This is a genomic window from Plectonema cf. radiosum LEGE 06105, assembly GCF_015207665.1.
GTDB classification, from domain to species: Bacteria; Cyanobacteriota; Cyanobacteriia; order Cyanobacteriales; family Nostocaceae; genus Rivularia; species Rivularia radiosa_A.
The window spans coordinates 1-21,808 of sequence record NZ_JADEWL010000079.1 but is presented as its reverse complement, the minus strand read 5'-3'; the positions used below and the strand labels follow the sequence as shown (position 1 = coordinate 21,808).

At 36.9% G+C, this 21,808-nt stretch carries 6 protein-coding genes; 1 reads left to right on the top strand and 5 read right to left on the bottom strand.

All coding sequences use genetic code 11. The features are described 5' to 3' along the window. Positions 1 to 139: 139 nt before the first annotated feature. Positions 140 to 490, top strand: coding sequence for a hypothetical protein (locus IQ247_RS20340; RefSeq protein WP_228059902.1), 351 nt, complete (start codon positions 140 to 142; stop codon positions 488 to 490). Here IQ247_RS20340 and IQ247_RS20335 read toward each other — a convergent pair. From IQ247_RS20335 to IQ247_RS20315, 5 genes are all read right to left on the bottom strand, one after another. After that, complete coding sequence (locus IQ247_RS20335) at positions 487 to 4,191, bottom strand: CHAT domain-containing protein (RefSeq protein ID WP_193922932.1); 3,705 nt, start codon at positions 4,189 to 4,191, stop codon at positions 487 to 489. The two genes, IQ247_RS20340 and IQ247_RS20335, sit on opposite strands and share 4 nt — an antisense overlap. A gap of 150 nt (positions 4,192 to 4,341) precedes the next feature. Beyond that, positions 4,342 to 12,369: a non-ribosomal peptide synthetase gene (locus tag IQ247_RS20330; RefSeq protein ID WP_193922931.1), complete on the bottom strand. Its 8,028-nt coding sequence runs from the start codon at positions 12,367 to 12,369 to the stop codon at positions 4,342 to 4,344. 200 nt (positions 12,370 to 12,569) lie between these two features. After that, entirely contained in the window at positions 12,570 to 17,519 is a 4,950-nt protein-coding gene (locus tag IQ247_RS20325; protein ID WP_193922930.1) for a non-ribosomal peptide synthetase, read from the bottom strand. A gap of 146 nt (positions 17,520 to 17,665) precedes the next feature. Further along, positions 17,666 to 18,727: an LLM class flavin-dependent oxidoreductase gene (locus IQ247_RS20320; protein ID WP_193922929.1), complete on the bottom strand. Its 1,062-nt coding sequence runs from the start codon at positions 18,725 to 18,727 to the stop codon at positions 17,666 to 17,668. A gap of 148 nt (positions 18,728 to 18,875) precedes the next feature. Next, positions 18,876 to 21,808, bottom strand: a 2,933-nt coding sequence (locus IQ247_RS20315; RefSeq protein WP_193922928.1) for an acyltransferase domain-containing protein, incomplete at its 5' end; no start/stop codon positions are given.

The following is a 21,808-nucleotide window of genomic DNA, read 5'->3' as shown; positions in this document are numbered from 1 at the left end:
ACTTATACAAGAATTTTTCTTAATAAGCAAGGGATAGTTTTTAAATTAATATTTTTTCGTAAGAGATTAATTTGTAAATGTATTATTGAAGGATTTGTATATTTATTCTTAAAATTTTTAGATGATTACAGTTACACCAATGGAAATTGTTAAATTTCGCAGCCAGTTGGCGAATAATCCGGAAGCTTTGACAGCTTTAGATGTGATAGAGGAATGTGAAGGTTATGTAGAAGATGCCGTATCACTTGTATTCATGCGGGAAACTGCACAAGAAACTGACAGAAGTTTAAATGATTGGCTGGAAAAATGCCGCCAATTTATCTGTCAAGAGGATGTTAGAGACGCTTTAGAATCTGGCTTAATTGCTCCAATTGTGGAACCATTAACGATGAGCGCTGGTATTCCTATTGGTACGGCAACCGCATTGAGTGTATTAGTGTTTAAGCTAGGTGCTAAGAAATTTTGTAAAGTACCTAAATCTGGTATTTAAAATCCAGAAGCGATAAACCCAGCCCAGTAATAGGGATTTGCACAAGGTAGGGGTTGACGTTGCTTAATTAGTTTCAAAGATTCCTGAAATCTCAAGCGTTGTCCTACCCTTAGTTGGGCAAGGGTTTGTTCTATTTGAGCTTTATATTGCTCTAAAAACTTATCTAATTCTTCTATATCTAGATTTCGTAACCATTTCTGCGCTTGATTAAGAGCTAAAGCAATACTTCCCGCTTTTAACTTATTGAGCTTTGTTAAATTTTCATAGAACTTAATCATCAAAAAGCTTGTAGAAAGGTCATCTACTTTCCACAAAGAACTGACAACGCTAGGGCTACCTGCTAATAGAAAGCCACTGGGTAAACCAATATATTCGTCGCTGGTGTTATTGAAATCAATTAATCCAGTTTCGCAAGCAGAAAGAGTAACAAGGCGACATATTTCTAGTTTTAGACTGAAAATTTTATCTAGGGTAAGGCATTTTTCTAAATCGTGAGCTTCCCCTGCTCGTAATTTCAAGTAACGTTCGGAGTCGCTTTGTCTAGATGTGTCTGCGATAGATGCGTTTGCCAAAATGAGCGCTGATTTAGCGGGATTTAGTAAATTAAAATAGCCATGACAGCTAAAGTGAACGCAGTGGTAGGTATTTAAGTCAGAATTGTTAACCGCAGTCACTGTAGCTGCTGATTTTTTCAAGACATTAGCAGTATTAAAGTAGCTTTGAATAACTTCTACTTCCAAATTGGTATAGTTTAAATCTTCAGTGGGATTTTGAATGGCAAATAGGTTCTGAAAATCAGCACGTTTTCGTTGCTGTACTTGTTGTAAAAGTTGACAACTGGGGGCATAACTTACACCGTCAGGGAATTTTTCAGAAAATAATTCACCGTTAATTAATGGAAGTGCATGGAGAGGGAATAGATGTAAATAGCGATGAGGAATGAGGATAAGACAGGTGCAAGTTTTTGGGATTAATTTGAGGAGTTCTTCTAGTTGTAAAATTTCTGCAAGATAAGTGAGGCGAGAGTCTAGATTATTTTTCCACTCGAATTTTTGATTATAATACGCATTTAGATACTCATTATTCCAATTACCTAATGCATCCAAGTTATTGCTTGTTTTAGATGTGTTCAACCGTTGTAGATTGCTACGAGTGATAATAAATGTTTCTAAATTATTACCAGTAATGTACCACTCGATAACAGCAGTCTTTTCATCTAAAGTAGTTTGAAATTGGTTAAAATTGAAGCTAGAACCAATAGGTAGGTATTTGTCTTGTAATTCTTTGCGTTGTTTTCGCAACTGCTGGAGGTGCTGCACTAAAGCTATTGGGTTTTCGGCTTTAGCATTTTGGAGTTTATATTGACTAATATTTATTTCGTCTCGAAGTTTTTCTAACTGAATCACAACTTTTGAAGAAAAAATGGTTTTGCGATCGCGATTTAGAATCAGCTCTACTAAGTTACGGGTTTTACTGCGTTCGGCATATTCAAGAGCTTCTTTAATTTTGCCAAGTTCTAAACAAGCTTCTAGCATCCTTTGATAAAGCTGATACCATCTTTCAGCAATTTTTTGTTTTATCTCCTCTCCAGAATGTACCTCTTCACGAAGATAATCAACGCTTTCAATCGCTTTATTAAACGCATGGTAGGCTGTGGAAAAATTATTTGCATCTAAATAGGCATTACCTAAATAAAAATGCATAGTTGCCCTTTCTTGGATAAAAGCATCACTATCATATATTTCTAAGGCATTATAACACGCAGTTATAGATTTATTTAAATTGTCTAAGCGTTTACCTTTAATTCTTTCATAATAAGCTAATGCAAGATTATGTTGAGTAGTTGCCCAATCTTGAGGAAGTTCTTCGCGGGTAAATATTTGTAAGACTTGGTGATAAGCATCAATTCCCTTTTCCAGATTATCTGCTTTATTTCCTTGAATACGTAGAGTGTATGCAAGCGCTAAATTGCTTAATGTTCCTGCCCAACCACGAGGAAAATCTTCACGGGTGTATACTTCTTGCAGAACTTGTTTGTAAATTTGAATTGCAAACTCCAAGTTTTCTGCTCTATCTCCCCGAATACGCTTCTCGTAGATTACTCCCAAGTCATTTTGAACATCTGCCCACTCAGTTGGGAATGTATTGCAGGCATAAATTTTTAATGCTTCTTCACAGGCGGAAATAGCTAATTCTAAGTTTTCTTCTCGATTCCCTCGAACACGATACAGGTAGGCAAGTGCTAAGTAACGTTGACTGGCTGCCCATGTTTGAGGATTTACCTCACGAATCCTTACTTGTAGTGCTTGTTGGCAGGCAATTAATGATTGCTCTAAATTTTCTGCTCGTTCACCTAATATGCGTAAACGATAAGCATTTGCTAATTCATTTTGAATTGTTGCCCAAGTTCTGGCATCGTTTTCTAATGTATAAATTTGTAAAGCCTGATGATAGTTAAAAATTGCTTTGTCAATGTTTTCTGCTCTACTTCCATTAATACGAGCAATATAAGTTTCTGCTAAGGTATATAGGGTTTCAGCCCAAGTATATGCATCTGCTTTGCGGTTTCTAATTTCTAAAGCCTCTTCGCAGGCAGCAATTGATTTTTCCTGATTTTGTGCTGGGTTTCCAATAATTCGTGTTTTATAAGTACGAGCTAAATCAGTTTTTAGTTTTGCCCAAGCAAGTGGAAATGCATCGCGGGTGTACACCTGAAGGGCAGCATCCTCATAAATCTCTATTGCTAATTCTAGATTTTCTGCTGCACCTCCTTTGATACGACGAGAATAAGCATTTGCTAGGTTATTTTTTACCATTGCCCAAGTTTGGGGATCTGTTTCAATGGTAAATACTTCCAGCGCGTTTTTATATGCTGCGATTGCTAACTCTATGTTTTCTTCTCTATTACCCTGAATGCGGGCTAAGTAAGCTTGTCCTAAATTATTTTGTATTTGTGCCCAACCATAGGGTTCTAAATCATAAGTTCTGACTTTTAGCGCTTGCTGGTATGCTTTTACAGCAAATTCTACATTATCTGAATGATTACCTTTGATGCGGTCTAAATAAGCAGTTCCCAAACCATTTTGTATGCTCGCCCAGCTATGAGGCTCGATATTATAGCTCACAACTTCTAATGCTTGATTTAAGGTATTTATTGCATTTTCTAAATTTTCTCCTTTATCCCCTTCAATACGGTAAATATAAATTTTACCTAAAGATAGCTTTATATATGCCCATAATTCGGGTGATATTTCACGATAATTGTATTTTAAACTGTTCAAACAAATGTCAAGTGCCTTTTCTAAATTTTCTACTTTTTGTCCTTTAATCCTTTCAAAATAAGCATCTGCCAATCTATACTGCACCGCACCCCAGGCATCCATATAATTTTCTTCAGCGTAGACTCTAGATGCTACTTCATAGCCAGCAATGGCAATTTCAATATTATTAGCTTTATTACCAAGCGGAAACATTTGAATTAAGCTACTAAAACCACTAATTCCATAAGCAGCCTCAGCATTTAGCTGATTATGTTCTGCCATATTACGCAGTATAGAAACTAGACGCTGATCTATTTTGTCGAGATTTTCTTGGAGTACCGGATAAACTATCTCATGATTAGCATCACTATCCAAACTAAGCTGTAGTACCTGCATAAAGAAAACTATTTGAGAATCGTTTTTCTGGTGCTGTTTGTTCATAGATACAGGTTTACACATTCATTATGAAGAAATTCTACAGCATTAATCATAATTATGAAATAAGACTTAGGCTATTTTATGTCAAATAGTTATCAATTTTTTGATATATGATATAACAGTATTAAATCAAATGCTGATTAAGATTTTCATTCACTTAAAATCAACTTGATTCAAAATATCATCTAATTGATTTTGCTCAATTTCTGCTAACAAAAAATCCGAGGGTGTGTAACCACCTGCATCGGAAGACTGACAATGTTCAATTAGTTTTATTAGTATTTCTAGATATTTTTCGCCTATATTATCTATTACCGATTTGTCATAAAAATGCTGATTATAAGTCCAAGTAAGTTTAAGTTGTTCTTCAATTATTGAACCGTTAATTTCTAGTATATATGGTCTTTCTGAGTTGATATCTTGGGTTAAACCGGGTGATTCTTGTGCTATTTCAAAGACGTTTGATGCTGTTAATATCGAGTCGAATTGTCCTAGATAATTAAAGCTAATTTCGGGTGAGGGAAATTCAACACTTTGTATTTTATCTTGTTTGAGATAGCGCCAAACTGAATAATCTATACCATTATTGGGTATTCTTAATTGTTCTTTGATGTGTTTGATTGCTTCACCTAGATTATTAATATCTGATAATTCTTCTAAATCTAAGTTTACTGGGACTATATTTGTAAACCAACCAATTGTACGAGATAGGTTAAGGTTATCAAATAATTCGGTTCTTCCGTGTCCTTCTAAATCAATTAAAAGTGATGATTTACCTGTCAATTGAGCAAATGTTTGAACTAAAGCTGTTAGTAATATGTCGTTAATTTGGGTGTTATATGCTATCGGAACTTCTTTTAATAATGCTTGGGTGTGTTCTGGGGAAAGGATTATTTCTATTTGTTCGCTATTAGCAATTGTGTTGGGGAAATCTTTTGTTAATTCTTCCGATTTTGAAGAAGAAAGATGAGGTGAAAAGTTAGATATTTCTGATGAGTTTGCATATGTTTGTAAATGTTCTGCCCATTCTTTGAATGAAGTGGTTTTTAATGAGAGTTGAATCACTTTTCCTTGACTTAGTTGTTCGTATGCGGTTTGTAAGTCTGATAATAATATCCGCCAAGAAACGCCGTCAATTACTAAATGGTGAATTACAAATAGTAAGCGACTGGCTTGATTTTCACCTAAGTTAAATAATGCAACTCGTATTACTGAACCTGTTGACAAATTGAGACTTTTCTGAATTTGATTGGCGATATTTGTAATTGCATTTTGTTGCTGTAACTCTGTGAGTTTAGAAATGTCAAAGCAGGTAAAAGGAACTTCTGAACTAGGTTCAAAATGAAACTGTTTCCAACCAGATTCGGTTTGCTTAAATCGGAGTCGCAATGCATCATGATGTAATAATAATTCTTGCAATGCTTGTTCTAACCAGTTTAAATCGAGCTTGGTTTTAACTTTGAGTAAAACAGCTTGATTGAAGTGATGAGGATTTGATTTTTGCTGTTCAAAGAACCAATGTTGAATCGGTGTAAGGGGAACAAAACCTGTAATAATTCCTTGTTCGGCTTGAATTGATGGGGTTTGAGTTGCTATAGTTGCTAGTTCAGCGATAGTTTGATATTGAAATAACTGTTTTGGTGTAATTTGAATTCCCGCTTGATTAGCGCGACTAATTATTTGAATTGCTAAAATTGAATCTCCCCCCAATTCAAAGAAGTTGTCGTTAATTCCGACTTTTTCTAATCGTAGGATATCTTTCCAAATTTGTGCAAGAGTTGTTTCCAGAAGGTTTGTGGGAGTTACAAATTCATTTTCTGAGGTAGTAATATCTGGGTTAGGAAGAGCGCGACGATTTACTTTTCCGTTAGCTGTAAGAGGTAATTTTGGGAGAGATATAAAAATGGAGGGAATGAGATATTCTGGGAGTTTATCGCTTAAAAAACTTCTTAAATTAGTATTTGTAATTTCTTCAGTTGAGACAACGTAAGCAACTAACCTTTGAATATTGTCTTGATTTTGCAAAATTACAACAACTTCTTGAACTTGCGGATGTTGAGATAAAGCAGTTTCAACTTCTCCTAATTCAACTCGGAAACCCCGAATTTTAACTTGATTATCAAAACGACCGAGGTATTCAATCGCACCATCCCCACGATAACGAACGCGATCGCCAGTTTTATATAACCTCACCCCGTCCTTACGGACACCCCTCTCCTTAGTAAGGAGAGGGGATGGGGGTGAGGTTTTTCCTTCAAAAAACGGATTAGGGATAAATTTTTCTGCTGTTAATTCCGCACGATTCAAATAACCACGAGCTAATCCATCACCACTAATATATAATTCACCGGGGACACCTATAGGAACGGGTTGTAAATAATTATCTAAAATGTAAACTTGGGTGTTAGAAATGGGATAACCTATTGGTATTGGTTTGTCTGCTGGGTGATTTTTCGGAATAGAATAACAGCAAGCAAATGTTGTGCTTTCTGTAGGACCATAACCGTTAATTAACTGACAGTTTGGATGGATTTGCTGTAGTTTCTGAGCATGAATTGGTGATATGACATCTCCACCAGCTAATAATTGTCGAACTCCCTTCAAACTTTGGGGTTGTTCGTCTACCATTAGATGAAATAAACCTGCTGTTAACCAAAGAGTTGAAATATGATATTTTTCTAATGTTTCTCCTAACTCTTTTAATGAAAGTTTTTGAGTTGGTAAAAGAACTAATTTTCCTCCATTGAGTAAAGCACCCCAAATTTCAAATGTGGAAGCATCAAAGGAAATTGGTGCCGCTTGTAAAATAATTTCTTCTGCACTTAAGTTGACGTAATTACTCGATTTGACTAAGCGGACAATTCCTCGATGTGTCGTACAAACCCCTTTTGGTATCCCGGTTGAACCAGAAGTGTACATGATATATGCTAAGTTTTCTGGTGTTAGTAACTCAATGGGATTTTCAGCGCTATTTTGATTAATTATTTCCCAATTGTTATCAAGATTAATAACCTCACCCCGATAAAGCTGCGCTTCATCACCCCTCTCCTTGTTAAGGAGAGGGGTTTGAACTGAGGTTTCATCTCCCCTCTCCTTACTAAGGAGAGGGGTTGGGGGTGAGGTTTTTGAATTTGTAATTAATACTTTCACCCCAGCATCTTCTAACATAAAATTTAATCGCTCTTGGGGATATGCTGGATCTAAAGGAACATAAATTCCCCCTGCTTTAAGAATTGCTAATATGCCAATAATAGCTTCTGGGGAACGTTCTAAATAAATACCAACTGGTGTTTGCGGTTTGACTCCCAAGCCTATCAGATGGTGAGCTAGTTGATTAACTTTGATATTTAATTCATCATATGTATATGTTTTATTTAATTCTTGATTTTGCCAAACCAGTGCTGTGTTATTCGGTGTTTGTGCCACTTGTTCTTCAAATAGCTGATGTACGCACTTATCTCGCGGATATTCTATTGCTGTTTGGTTCCATTCTATAAATAATTGCTGTTCCGATACAGTTAAAATCGGTAACTCAGATATTTGCTGCTCTGGTTGATTAATAATTGCTGTTAATAAAGTTAGATAATTTTCTGCGATTCGCTCAATAGTTTTTAAGTTAAATAAATCTAAACTATATTCTAATACACCTGTCAAACCTTCTAAGGTTTCATGCATTGACAAAGTTAAATCAAATTTTGCGGTGCTACTGTTACTTTCAAGAGGTTGCCAATGCAAACCTTCAATTTCTAAAGCTTCCATTGGTGCATTTTGCAGCACAAACATCACTTGAAATAATGGAGTATAATTTAAAGAACGTTGGAGTTTTAAATTATCTATAAGTTGCTCAAAAGGTAAATCTTGATGAGCGTAAGCACCTAACGAAACTTCTCGCACCCGATTTAATAATTCCTCAAAAGTTGGATTTTCTGATAAATCGGTTCGCAATGCTAAAGTATTGACAAAAAAGCCAATTAACCCTTCAATTTCCGGATAATTCCGATTAGCAATGCTGGTTCCAACAACTATATCCTCATTACCTGTGTAGCGATAAAGTAAAGTTTGGAAGGCGGCTAACAGCGTCATAAATAAAGTACAACCTGACTGTTGACTTAAGCGTTTCAGAGCTACAGTTAATTCTGGAGAAATTTTAAAAGTGTAGCTATCTCCTCTTAAACTTCTAACAGCAGGACGTGGATAATCTGTAGGTAATTCTAACAAGATTGGCGCATCTTGTAACTGAAGATGCCAGTAATTAAGTTGATTTTCTAATACTTCCCCTTGCAACCATTCTCTTTGCCAAACAGTAAAATCGGCATATTGAATTGGTAATTCTAACCTCACCCCGTCCTGACGGACACCCCTCTCCTTATTAAGGAGAGGGGATTTTAACCCGTCCTGACGGACACCCCTCTCCTTATTAAGGAGAGGGGACGGGGGTGAGGTTTTTTCTTGATATAAAATGCCCAATTCTCGCACCAAAACCCCAATTGACCAGCCATCGGCAATAATATGATGGAAAGTAAGTAAAATTACATAATCTCTATCGCTTAACTGTAATAATTTCACTCGCAGCAAAGGACTACTATCAAGTTTGAAGGGTTGCATTGCTTCAATTCGCGATAATTCCTCGACTTTAGTTTCCCGCTTTGAATCAGGGATATTACTTAAATCAATAATTGAAAAAGGTAGCGAATCAACCGAATGAATTTGCTGTGTGGGTTTTCCGTCAACACTTAGAAAAGCCGTGCGTAAAGTTTCATGGCGACGTATAATATCATTAAAACTTTGTTGTAAAGCGTCAATATCAAGAAAACCAGTTAAGCGTACTGCTGCGGGAATATTGTAATAAGGACTATCCGGTTCTAATTGACATAAAAACCACAGCCGTTGTTGAGCAAAGGATAAAGGTAAATTTTCTTCACGAGGGACGGGTTTAATTGGTGGTGCTACTGAATGTCGAGTAGCTGTTTCTATACTAAGCGAAAGCTCGGCAATAGTGGGATTTTCAAAGAGCGATCGCAATGGTAATTCTACAGTAAAAGCTTGTCTAATTTGAGAAATTACGCGGGTTGCAAGCAGAGAATGTCCCCCCAATTCAAAGAAATTATCGTCAATACTAATCTGCTGTAAATTCAAAACCTCAGCCCAAATACCAGCTACTATTTCCTCAGTGACGGTACGTGGTGGAGTATATGTTAATGTTTGACTTTCTTTATCCGGCAATGGTAAAGCTTTTCGGTCAATTTTACAATTTGGTGTGAGCGGAAATTCTTCTAACATGATGTAGTTAGAAGGAACCATGTAAGCAGGTAGTTTATCCTGCAAAAATTGCCTTAATTCAACTTGCGATACCTCTGATGATGATACAAAATAAGCTATTAATCGCTCATCATCAAGATTTTTATATAACGTCACCACCGCTTGTTTTACTGATGGATGCTGTGTCAAAACCGCTTCAATTTCACCCAACTCAATCCGAAAACCTCGCAGCTTAATTTGATAATCAATTCGTCCTAAATATTCTAAATTACCATCAGATAAATAACGTACCTTATCACCCGTTTTATATAATCTTGAGTTTTGAATTTCAGCTAAATCAGTTAACCTCACCCCGTCCTGTCGGACACCCCTCTCCTTAGTAAGGAGAGGGGAAGGGGGTGAGGTTTTTTCATAAAACGGATTATCAACAAACCTTTCCGCTGTTAATTCTGGCTTATTCAAATAACCCTTTGCTAATCCCGCACCACCAATATATAGTTCTCCCGGAACACCAATAGGAACAGGTTGTAAACAATCATCAAGAACGTAAAACTGGGTATTATTAATTGGTTTACCAATCGGAACCGTTTTTGTAGAGACGCGATATATCGCGTCTCTACATTCAGCTACAGATGACCAAATAGTTGCTTCCGTGGGACCATATAAATTCCAGACTTCTTTGCTACATTTAAGTAATTCTTCTGCAAGATTTACATCTAAAGCTTCCCCACCACAAAGAATTTTTAATTGCTGATTTCCCTTCCAACCTGCGGATAATAATAATCTCCAAGTAGCAGGAGTGGCTTGCATTATAGTTACTTGGTTATTATCCAAATTTTGTTTTAAAAGTGTTCCATCAGTAGCAATTTCTCTACTAGCAATAATTAAACGCGCACCTGTAATTAAAGGTAAATATAATTCTAATCCAGCAATATCAAAAGATAGTGTAGTTACTGATAGGAAAGTATCATTTACATCAATAGCGGGCTGCTGCTGCATTGATTCAAGACAGTTAACCAAGGATTTGTGCATAATTTGCACACCTTTGGGTTTACCTGTAGAACCTGAAGTGTAGATAATGTAGGCAGAACCCCCCAACCCCCTTTTAAAAGAGGGGCTATGAGTGGGTTGTTGTGCAATTAATTCCCAGTCACTATCAACATTAATAACCATTGTCCCCCTCTCCTTGACAAGGAGAGGGGTTAGGGGTGAGGTTTTTGAATCAGTTACTAAAAAATTCACCCCCGAATCTTCCAGCATAAACGTCAAACGTTCTTCAGGAAAAGCTGGATCTAAAGGAATATAAGTTCCACCTGCTTTGAGAATACCTAATAACCCCACAAGCATTTTTTCAGAACGTTCTAAACAAATTCCAACCCGCGTTTCTTCTTCTACACCAACCGATTTTAAATAATGAGCAAGTTGATTTGCTTTTTGATTTAATTCTTTATACGTAAGCTGTTGCGATTCAAATACAACTGCGATTTTATCTGGTGTGCTTTCTGCTTGTGCTGCAATTAATTGATGAATACAAAGATTTGAATAATCGCAGTTAGTATCATTCCATTCAACTAGTAATTGCTGTTTTTCTGTTGCGGTTAATAAAGGTAGTTCGCAAAGTTTTTGTTGCGGATTTGTGACAATACCTTGCACTAAAGTTTCCAAATGCCCTAACATTCGGATAATAGTTGTTGATTCAAAACGGTTGCTGTCATAGTTAATCCGTAATGACAGTTCTGTATCAGGAATTACTGTTAGTGAAAGGGGGTAATTAGTGCGTTCAAAACCTCTAGTTTGACTAATTTGTAAATCGTTGCTCCAACTTTGTAAAACAGCATCGATTGACACCGGATAGTTTTCAAAGATAACCAAACTTTCAAATAATCCTACCCCAGGAGGTACATCACTCCACTGTTGAATATCAATTAGGGAACTATAAGATAATGACTCTTGTTCGATTTGCTGGGTTTGTAATTGCTGCAACCAAGGTAATAAATCTTCCTCACCAGATAAATTTACTCGTACAGGTAAGGTATTGATAAATAAACCTACTATTGATTCTACACCAGGTAAATTCGGCGGACGACCGGATACTGTAGCTCCAAATACGATGTCATTTTCCCCACTGTAGCGACACAGAAGAATTGCCCAAATTCCTTGAGCAATGGTATTTAAAGTTAAGCGGTGTTGTTTTGCTAAATTATCAAGTTCAGTTGTTAATTTAATCGGTAATTTAATTTGTTGTTCGCTGACGATACCTTGTTGAGATATGATGGTGGGACTATCTTTAATTAACGGAGTTGGTGCTGTAAAACCTTTGAGTTTATCTCGCCAAAATTGTTCTGAGAAAGCAATATCTTGTTGTTGTAACCATTCGATATAATCGCGATAAGGACGTGGAGGTGGTAAAAATAGCGATTTACCACTGATTGCTGTTTGATAAAAACTAAAAACTTCTTTTAATAAGATTCCGTTACACCAACCATCCATTAATAAATGATGATGACTCCAAACAAAATAATATTCATCGGTTTGTATTTGTAATAAAGCACAGCGCATTAAGGGAGGTTGATTTAAATCAAATCCTTGCTGTCTATCTGCTTGTAAAAATTCTTCTAATTTTTCAGTTTGTTGATTTATTGTTAAACCTTGCCAGTGTTCTTCAAGCATCGGTAACTCAACTTGATTATGAACTACTTGCAGGGGTTTTTCTACTTCTTCCCAATAAAAAGCTGTACGTAAAATTGTATGACGTTCTATAACTTTTTGCCATGCGGTTTTGAAGGACCGAATATTGAGATTACCTTTTAGTTTACAGCTACGTTGTTCAAAGTAAATTGCTGATTCGGGGGAGTAGAGAGAATGAAACAGCATTCCCTGCTGCATGGGTGAAAGTTCGTATAAGTCTATTATGTTATCCATTTTTTATATTAGGAGTTTTTAGATAGAAGATTAGCGATAAAAAAAACCGCAGAGACGCAGAGAGCGCAGAGGAAAGAATTTAGGAGGTATAACAATCACGAGCGGGAAGAAAGTAGGAATTAGGAATTAGGAATTAGGAGTTAGGAGTTGAGAGTGAAGAATTTACAATTAGCAACTAACAACTCACAACTAACAACTAACTATTTTCTTTTTTTGATTTTGGACATGAATTTATCGAGTTGTTTTTGGTTAAGGTTGGCTGCTTTGAAGTCTGAGGGGGTATAACCTCCTGATTCTGGAGATTTACAGTGGTTCATTAAGGTTTGCAGGTTGGTAATATATGTTTGTGCTAGATTTTCTATAGTTTTTTGTTGATGAATGTTGCGGCTATAGTTCCAAGTTAATTGTAGTTTATCTTCGGAAATCCATGAGTTAATTTCTAGTAAGTATTGACGCTTTCCTTTAGGGCTGCGTAATTCTCCTGTAGGTTCTTTTGCTAGTCCTAAAATTAAGGAATCTGTAGGTGTAAAGTCAAGTTTTCCTAAGTAGTTAAATTTTATTTGGGCTTGATGTTGATTTTGCAAACGGGTTTTTATAATTTCGTCTTTGATAAGATAGCGTAGTAAACTGTAACCGAATCCCCGAGCAGGTATTTGTCGCAGTTGTTCTTTTACTGATTTAATAATTGCTTCTAAGTTACGATTATTATCTAATTTTAAAATTACTGGAAATATAGTTGTAAACCAACCAACTGTACGAGATAAATCTACATCTGAGAATAAATCTTCTCTTCCGTGTGCTTCTAAGTCTATAAGTAAGGTTGGTACGTTTGTCCACTGATTAAAACTTTGTAATAATGCGGTGAGTAAAATATCGTTGATTTGGGTTTTGTAAGCTTTTGGAACTTCTTCTAATAAAGCGCGGGTTTGCTCTGCATCTAAGTTTACGTTGATTTGAGCAGTAGCAGCAATTGTATTTTGGGTTTCGTTATTTTGATAATCGACAGGTAAGGAAACATCAGAATTTACAGATAACCAGTAATTTAATTCATCCAAAACGGTTTTTGATTGAGCATAGTTAATTAATTGATTTGCCCAATTTTGGAATGAGGTTGTTTTGGATGGTAATTGTATATTTAGTCCAGTTTCAGTTTGTTTATAAGCTGTTGCTAAGTCTGTTAACAAAATACGCCAGGAAACGCTATCAATTATAAGATGATGGATAATGATTAAAAGGCGATGATTTTTAGATGCGCCGAGTCGAAATAATACGCATCGTAATAAGCATTTAGATAAATCCAAACTAGTTTGCAATTGAGAACTAATTACTGTAATTTTATTCTTTTGCTCGTTTTCTGTTAACTCCGATAAATCGACAGTAGTGAAGGGAATATCAATAGGATTTACATAAAACTGTCGCCATTGTGAATTATCTTCCACATAGCGCAGACGTAAAGCATCATGATGTGTGAGTAACTTTTGCCAAACTTGTTCTAATAATTCAGGTTTCAAGTTCGGTACAACTTCCAATAAAACCGACTGATTATAATGATCAACTTCGGGTATTTGTTCAAAAAACCAATGTTGAATTGGTATTAACGGTACTTCACCCGTAATAATTCCTTGTTCAGCTTCAATTTGAGGTTTTGTATCGGCAACAGTAGCAAGTTCGGCAATAGTTTGATATTGAAACAACTGTCGTGGAGTAAGCGTTAACCCAGCTTGATTCGCTCTTGCAATAATTTGAATACTGAGAATCGAATCTCCTCCCATCTCAAAAAAGTTATCATTAATGCCAACATTTACTCCCAAAACCTCAGACCAAATTTTAGTTAAAATAATTTCCTTCTCAGTAGTGGGTGGAGTATTCTTTACATTCTCTCTTTGAGATAAATCCGGTATAGGTAAAGCTTTCCGGTCAACTTTACCATTATTTGTCAGAGGTAACGTTTCCAATTCTACAAAAAACGACGGTACCATATAATCCGGAAGTCTTCTTTGTAAAAACTGCCGAAGCTCTATCTCTTTCTCTTCTTTTTCTTCTTCCTCCGCGCCCTCTGCGTCTCTCTCTTGAAAAGTTGCTCCACTTGAGGAGACCCCAAGACCGCACTTTTCGCTGCGGTTTTTTACAATATAAGCAACTAAACGCTGATTCCCAAATTCATCCCCACAAACAATCACACAAGCCTCTTGAATCTGTGGATGTTGATTTAAAACAGCTTCAACTTCTTCCAACTCAATGCGGAAACCCCGAATTTTAACTTGATTATCTAAACGTCCTAAATATTCTAAATTACCGTCGGGTAGATAACGAACGCGATCGCCAGTTTTGTATAACCTCACCCCGTCCTCTCGGACACCCCTCTCCTTGGTAAGGAGAGGGGAAGGGGAGCCACTGCGTTGCGGAGGTTCCCTCCGTTGTAGCAAGTGGTGTGGTGAGGTTTTTCCTTCAAAAAACGGATTCAGAATAAACTTTTCTGCGGTTAATTCTGGTTTATTCAAATAACCCCGCGCAACACCCACACCACCAATGTATAATTCTCCTGGAATACCAACAGGAACTGGTTGCAAATATTTATCTAATACGTAAAGCTGCACATTGGCGATCGCACTACCAATGGGAACTGCATTTGTTGTTGCAGGTTTATTAGACGTATCATAAATACAGCAACCGACAACAGTTTCGGTGGGGCCATATTCATTAATTAATCTAGTATTCGGAAAATTTTCGCGCCAAAAATTCAGGTGATTTTCTAACAGAGCTTCACCACCAATAATAAATGCTCTGGTTGGGTTTAACCTCACCCCGCCTCCGGCACCCCTCTCATTAAGGAGAGGGGAAGACCTCATCATATCACCCCTCTCCTTACCAAGGAGAGGGGATGGGGGTGAGGTTTTCATTTGACTTAATACCTTCAAATGAGCGGGTGTTAATTTCACCAAACTAAAATCGCTTTCAGAATTTAGTAGAGAACTTAAAGCTTCAATTTCTTGTTCTTCCGGTACTAGGGTAACAGTTTTTCCTACCATTAAAGGAGCATAAAGGCTAGTAATTGTAGCATCGAAACCAACAGAAGATTGTACTGGTGAACCATTTCCTTGAGCTACATCATAAGCTTGTATTGCCCAACTTAAATAATTTGTTAAACCTTGATGAGTTAATAACGTTCCTTTTGGATTACCCGTTGAGCCAGAAGTATATATAACGTAAGCTAAATTTTCTGCAACAGTTTGATTGGGGGGGTTATCTACAGGTAATTGAGAAATAGTTTCCCATTCGCTATCAAGACAAATGGTTTGTGCTGAATGTGCAGGTAATTGAGCTAATATTTTTTCTTGAGTTATTAATATGGAAACTTGAGAATCCGCAAGCATAAAAGCAATGCGACTACTCGGTAATTTTACATCAATGGGAACGTAGGCTCCACCCGCTTTGAGAATACCCAATAATCCAATCAACATTAAAGGGTTTCTCTCTACACAAATCCCCACCAACATATCTGGTTTTACACCTTGCTTTCTCAGATAATGTGCAAGTTGGTTTGCTTTATTATTTAGTTCTTGGTAAGTAAATTTTTCTTCTTTAAATGCAACTGCAATATTATTCGGTGTTTTTTCAACTTGCGCTGCAAATAATTGGTGAATTCCTTGCTGTAGCGGATATTTTGTATATGTATTATTCCATTCCACCAACTGCTGATGTTCTATTTCTGTTAAAATCGGCAATTCCGATAAACGCTGATTTGGATTATCAATAATACCGAGTAACAACACCTGAAAATGTCCTAACATCCGAACTATAGTATCTCGATTAAATAAATCCGTACTGTACTCAACTACAGCCAATAAACCTTCATTTCGTTCTACCAAATGCCAAGTCATATCAAACTTAGTTGAACCGGAATCGCTCCACATTTGCTCTAAACTTAAACCCGGTATTGCTAATTCTGGATTCAGGGCATTCTGTAACTGATAAGCTTCATTTTGCACCTGAAACATTATCCCGAATAAAGGATTGTGACTCAAACTACGTTGGGGTTGAATTTCTTCTACTAACTTGGCAAAAGGTAAATCTTGATGTTTAAAAGCTCCTGCTGCAACATCTTTTACTCGTTGCAACAATTGTAGAAAACTTGGATTACCAGAAACATCAGTTCGCAATACCAAAGTATTGACAAAAAAGCCAATTAACGGTTCTAATTCTTGCCAATTACGATTCGCAATTGGTGAACCAATCACTATATCATCTTGAGAAGTGTAACGGTGTAATAATACTTTAAAAGCTGCTAAAACTGACATAAATAATGTTACACCTTGCTGACGGCTTAAGTTTTTTAAACTGTGTAATATTTCTTTTGAAATTAAAACCGATTCAGTAGCGCTACTAAATGTTTGTACTGGTTTGCGGGGATTATCGGTAGGTAATTCTAATATTGATAAATTGTTTAATTGCTGCTTCCAATAAGTTGTTTGTACTGCCAGTTCTTCACCCTGTAACCATTGCTGTTGATAAACTGCAAAATCTACATATTGAATCGGTAATTCTGGTAATGAGGTACCTTTATATAATGCCGTTAATTCTCGTAAAATTATACCCCGCGACCAACCATCGGCAATTAAATGATGTAACGTTAAAAGTAATATATTCTCGTTGTCAGCAATTTGAAGTAATTTAACTCGCAATAAAGCAGCTTCAGTTAAATCGAAGGGACACTGAGCTTCCTGTTTTGTTAATTTTTCTACTTCTATTTGACGGGTTAATTCTGGAACTGTACGTAAGTCAAAAATAGGTAGCGGTAATACGAATTCGGGAATAATAACTTGAGTGGGTTGCCCGTTTACAGCCACAAAAGCAGTCCGCAATATCTCATGACGCTGCACAATCGTATTGAGACAACTTTTCAACACTGCAATATCTAAATTACCAGTAAACCGCCACGCGATCGCAATATTATAAGCAGTAGTATTTGGTTCTAATTGATGTAAAAACCATAACCTCTGTTGAGCAAAAGACAGGGGCAACTCTTTGATATTTTGCCGTTTGCAGATAGTTGCTCTATCAAGCTGCAATCCCTTTTGCTGGAGTTGACGCTCAAATAGCGCTCTCTTTTCTGGAGGTAGCGCTGCAATACGTTTTTTCAAGTCATCCATGTCAAGTCTCGCTTCCCCATTGTTAGAAAGTATTATATAAAACAGTGAAAATATTACGGATACCTGTATGCAGTAAGCTACGATCAATTATGCACAATTTCATCTTATTTAAAGACAATTGAACGGGTAGGAATGCTCCGTAAACCTCATCTGGAGGTACCAACTTCACTTTCACAGATATCTTTCAACTTGCTCAAATACGGTAAACTCTCCATGACATAATCAAAATCTTGAACAAAATCAATCAAACAGGCAACTTCATCAACTCCTGCATTCTGAAGTTCATCAATTAACGGACGACAACTTTCTGGAGTACCAATTAATGACCTACCTTTCATAAAACCTTCGACACCAAAGAGTAATAAACTATCGAGATCATCTTCAGAGAAATCTTTGAGACTAACCTTTAAACCCATACCTTTAGCCAAATTTTCTAATAGGTCATAATGGGTTTTTAAATAGTTACAAAAAGGTCTTCTAACTTTTTCTTTAACTGTATTAATATCGTTTCCTAAAAACGTATGAATCATTAAAGAAACTTTACCAGATTGGGGGTCATGACCATGTTTTTCTAAGGATTTTCGATATAGTTTAATTTTAGGAACAATACTATCTAAAGTCCCCGTAAGTAAAGAAGTTAAAACATTGGTACCGAGTTTACCTGCTTCCATAAAGGTTTCATTGGATTGACAAGTCATCCAAATTGGTAATTCTGACTGAATCGGTTTTGGTAATGTTTTAATAGTAAATGATTTTCCAGTAGCATCCTGACGTTCAACCGCTTCACCGCTCCAAAGTTTTTTGACGATATCTACACCCTTCCACATATTGGCTTTGCGGTTTGCGTGGGTGTCTTTGGCTAAAACGAAATCATCAACAGTCCAACCGGATGCAAAGGCTATAGAAGCTCTTCCATTAGAAAGATTATCTACCACAGCCCATTCTTCTGCGATTCTGACTGGATCGTGTAATGGTAAGACGCAGCTACCAGCACGTAATTGCACTTTTTGAGTAATCATCGCTAGAGCGGCTGCGGTTAAGGATGGGTTGGGATATAATCCACCAAAAGCATGAAAATGTCTTTCGGGTGTCCAAACTGCGGTAAAACCATTTTCATCAGCGAATTTAGCGCTTTCAAATAATAGTTTGTATTTGTTTGATTGAGCTAATGAGCCATCGCCGTCAAAGTAAAATAAGCTAAAGTCCATAATAATTAGTGATTAATATTTTTTGAACGCAGAGTAGTGCAAAGGTAAGCGCAGAGGAGCGCAGAGGTTTTTCAGTTTCTATAACAATTTAGAGTTAAAAACTCCGCGTTACTCTGCGAACAACTCCGCGTACCTTTGCGTTAAAGTATTACGTTTCCGAGTCATTCTTTTTCAAAATTTCTTCTACTTGCTCTGTTTCCATTTGTTCGATTTGCGATAACATATCAGCAATTTCTGCTTGGTTTTGATTGAGATTTTCCTCAATTATTTTAGCAATTCCCGCGACAGTTGGAGATTCAAATAAAAATTGTCGCATTGGTAGTTCGACGTTCCATTCTTGACGGATTCTAGTTACTGCTTGAATTGCTAATAGTGAATGTCCTCCTAATTCAAAAAAGTTGTCGTGAATTCCCACTTTTTCTATTCCTAATAAGTCTTGCATTGCTTGAGCTATTTTTTGTTCTATCTCGTTACGAGGTGCTTGGTAGGTAGTAGATAATTCGGGACGAGTATAATTGTTTGATTGCTGATTCTCATCGCTTACTTTTATTTGGGTTGATTCATGAATGCGGGTTTGTAAATCTGTGGGGGTGACGACAATTTGAGAAATTTGACTTTGAGATAAAATTCTTTCGGTAACATCCCAAACTTCTTGGGGTGTCATCGCTAAGTCAAGTAATGCTGAACCTGTAGGGGTATTTCCGACTTCTTCTAGTTGACAAGCATCCCAATTAATACTTATCCAAGGAGTGGAACCTTGTTTATTACGTTCTCGTGCTAGAGTATCCATAAATATATTTGCACCCGCATAAGCTGAAAAGCCGATTCCACCAACAATGCAGGAAAGGGATGATTGGAGTAGGTAGAAATCTGGTGTTTTATGTTGTAAGGCTTTTTCTAGATTCAATAAACCGTGAACTTTAGAACTGAATTGATGTTTAATTTCATTACGATTGAGAGATTTTATCAAACAACTAGCGCGATCGCCCATGACTCCAGCATGGATAATTCCGTTAATTTCGTCAAAATGTTCGTCTGCTTTGTCGATAATTTCTGGAATTTTGGCTTCATCTGTTAAATCTGCGCTGAAGAATAGTAATCCTTGACCAAGTGCTTCTAAACCTTGTAATTTACGTATAGAATGACTAACTGGATCATTTTGACCGTGAGTTGCTAACCATTTTTCCCAATCGTGCTTTTCTGGTATTCCGGAGCGTCCAATTAAGATAAGTTTAGCTTGGAATTTTTGCGCTAGGTATTGAGCAAATACTAATCCCAAACCTTCTACCAAGTCTCCAGCAATCAAATAAACACCATTATTCTTTAAAGGAATAGTAGCGGTATTGACTTCTGAAAGTGGGAATGATTCAAAGGTTTGTATCCAACGATGGTTATTTCTATAAGCAACAATTGAGTCGGGTGTTGGTGTTGTTAATTCTGTGATTAGATCCCCCCAACCCCCCTTATCAAGCAGCGCTGATTTATCGTTTTCCTCTTTATCAAGGGGATGTAATTCATGATTCCCCTCCTTCTCAAGGGGGGTTAGGGGGGATCTAATTGCGGGAATAACAACATCAATATTTTGACAGCGAATCTGGGGATATTCCTGTGGAATTACCTTACAGAGTCCCAGAATTGTTGTTCGTGCGGGGTTAATTGTTTCTACCCCCACCACATCATGCAATTCATTTGTCACCACCGAAAGTTTTACAGTTGTGGAATCTTTATTTAAGGATTGATTCGCAACTGCTTGCGTCAGATACAGTAAATGTTCAAAATCAGATGATATCTCCTGAATATCCGATGCTAACTGCCATAAATACACAATTTGAATAATTTTCCCTGATAATTGCACAGACTCAAATAACTTGTCGTAATCTTCTGGATTATCAGGTGCAATTGTATAGCTTTCATTCTGCTGGGAAAACTCCTTACCAGCTTTAACGACAACTACATCTTGTTCTAACTGCTGCAACTGTTGAGCAAGTTGCGAACCCAAACCACATTCATCAACGAATAAAACCCAAGAAAAACTCTGCGCTCCTCTGCGTTTACCTCCTTGTTCCTCTGCGTTTAACTCTAACCTATTTGATATTACAGAACGTTTCCAAGAAGGAAAATAAAACCAATCAGCAATATCTGACTTTTTAGTTGTTTGCAAATCTTCTTGCTGCTGCGATGCAAGATTATTTTCCTGAAGTTGAATCCAATAGCGTTTGCGTTCAAAAGGATAGGTAGGTAGAGGAATTCTTTGTCGCTTTTCACCAGCATGAAAACCATTCCAATCAACTTTGATTCCTGACTTCCAAAGCTGTCCTAATGTATTTAAAATTAAATCACCATCGGATTTTTTCTCTTGGGGATGTCGTAAAGATGTTAGACAAAGGATGGATTGTTTTCCTATCGCTTGTTTGGCGATCGCACTTAAAGTTCTTCCCGCTCCCACTTCTAATAAAATTGGTGATGATTGTTGTAATACTTCATTCATTCCATCAGCAAAACGTACCGTTTGACGCAGATGATTTCCCCAGTAGTTAACATCTGTAGCTTGTTCAGGAGTAATCCAAGTTCCTGTAACGTTAGATATAAAAGGTAATTGTGGTGAATTTAATTTTACCTGTTGCATCTTCCTTACAAAAGGTTTTACAGCCGATTCCATCATCGGAGAATGGAAACCGTGACTCGTATGTAAACGACGACAAGTGATTTCCCTAGCAGTTAACTTTGCTTCTAATTGTTTGATTGCATCATCCGCACCTGATACCACACACATCTTTGATGCATTGATTACGGCAATTGTCAAGTTTTTAGTTAAATATGATTTAATCTCTGATTCAGTTAAACTAACCGCTAACATTGCTCCAGGAGGACATTTTTGCATTAATTGTCCCCGCATTGCCACAATTTCTAAAGCATCTTCTAACGAAAATACATTTGCGATCGCAGCCCCAACATATTCCCCAATACTATGTCCGATAGCTGCTTGGGGACGAATTCCCCATGACATCCACAATTGAGTCAAAGCGTATTCGATGACGAATATTGCGGGTTGAGCGATGGCGGTGTTGGTAAGAGATGGGG